We start from the raw sequence: 1,652 nt of genomic DNA, 5'->3' as shown, positions 1-1,652 counted from the left end.
CTTGTGACTTCTGCGTCATAAATGAATTCATATTCTCTTAAGGCATTCTCTTCATGTTCAATGCCCCATTGCATAGCAGGTGTTGTATAAGATTGGCTTATTTCCTCTATTAAGCGTTCTGTCATGAGTTTGATTTTGTAGTCTTCATATTTGCTTGTAGGCAAACCTTTTGCTGTCTTACTCAGTACTTTGTAAACGTTTGAAGCAGTGACTTTACCCAAGCGCGCTTGAAACCATTCTTCTGTCGTTTGTTCCCTCATGTGCTAATCTTGCGCAGTATTGTCGCGATTTAGAAAGCAGGCTTTATGGTGCTACTGAAAAAGTTTTTATAGCAGTGTGAAAATACCCGTAATTTGGCTTTAGGAGGCAAGCGCATTTCATTCGTGAGAATAGGCAAAACTAGTGAAGAGCAACATAACAGTAGCAATTCAAAAGTGGCTAAAACAGCAAAATAGTGAAAAGTGCTGATGGTTTTGTGATTAGATGTGCGTTTAAATCGACAAAAAGGTACCGTACAAAGCGATTTAAAGATTTTATGATAAAAATCGCAATATAAAAACGCTCTGTACGGTCAAATTTAAGGTAAATTAACCTATTGGTAAAATTATGGACTAAAAACATGAGAATATTAAAAGACCTGTTCTTAAAAAAGCGTAAACAGCCAATGCAAAAAGAGTTTGTTGCAACAGCTGTTGGTTATGTTCCTTGGGGAGACGGAGCGGCAGAGTATTTTTACAACCTCTAAGAATAAGAATATGAAGACGTCACAAGAGAATGTGAAAAATTTGATGGTGGTCAGTATTACACCGTACCCAAAAAGGCAAATTTTAGCACCAAAGCGCAGGTAAAAGCATGGGCTTATGGAGGAGCTGTTCCGAAAAACGTTCTCAATTACGAGCCTCTTATAGATGAGATCAACAAAAGCCTAAAAATTACCGAAAACAGTTTAATTGTATGAATTAGGAGCTTTAATCACATGCTTACACCATTTGGCAAAACCTTATGTAAAATTCGTATTGATCGGATAGAGCGTCTATTAGATATGGCTGAGAAATTAGGCGTATCTATAGCATTTTTATCTTCTGTAAAAATTGGTAAAAATCTGTTTCTGTAGGAATGGAATAAAAAATTATCAAGCTGTACGCTTTAGATCAGGATATAGTTTCTCTCTTAAAAAAAGAAGCTTATATTTGTCGTAAGAATTTTACAATGAACTCTTCTGATACACTTAACCATGAAGTTTCTGGAACCTTTGTTAGACTTTTGAAGTCTCTTTCACAATAAGATCTGACAAAGAGCAAAAAACTCATGGAGAAAGTAGAAAAAAACGGTGCTCTCAGAATAGAATACCTTGATCTCCTTATCTTATACACCGCAAACATAATTTTATATATTAAAAAACAATAATACATTTTTGAAGTAATTGAATAAATATGCAAATTATGCTAAGATTTTATATGCATAAATTGCTATTCTAATGGGGCTACAAACATACTAAATAAAGTGACATTAATCGGGCACCTTGGTGCTAGTCCCGAAAGCAAAACAATGAATTCTGGAACCGAGGTGGTCAACTTTCGTATGGCAACTTCTGAAAGCTATACGGATAAAAAAACAATCAAAAAGTAGAAAAAACAGAATGGCATTCAGTT

The 1,652-nt window shown here is 34.9% G+C and carries 1 protein-coding gene and 3 pseudogenes; 3 read left to right on the top strand and 1 reads right to left on the bottom strand.

Going from position 1 to position 1,652, the window contains the following annotated elements; translation table 11 throughout:
* On the bottom strand, positions 1-260 hold a 260-nt coding region (locus ACFILW_RS09655), incomplete at its 3' end, for a YqaJ viral recombinase family protein (RefSeq protein ID WP_375685705.1).
* Positions 261-619: 359 nt separating this feature from the next.
* Here ACFILW_RS09655 and ACFILW_RS09650 point away from each other — a divergent pair.
* The 3 pseudogenes from ACFILW_RS09650 to ssb form a co-directional block, all read left to right on the top strand.
* Positions 620-958: pseudogene (locus ACFILW_RS09650) on the top strand (hypothetical protein).
* Between the two features lie 18 nt (positions 959-976).
* Positions 977-1,284, top strand: a pseudogene (locus ACFILW_RS09645) (XRE family transcriptional regulator).
* 207 nt (positions 1,285-1,491) lie between these two features.
* Positions 1,492-1,652: pseudogene (gene ssb / locus ACFILW_RS09640) on the top strand (single-stranded DNA-binding protein); the annotation flags it as partial.

Source organism: Bartonella sp. TT110JLCBS, assembly GCF_042193405.1.
GTDB lineage: Bacteria > Pseudomonadota > Alphaproteobacteria > Rhizobiales > Rhizobiaceae > Bartonella.
Note: the sequence above shows the minus strand (reverse complement) of the source record. Positions and strands in the feature narration are given on the sequence as shown.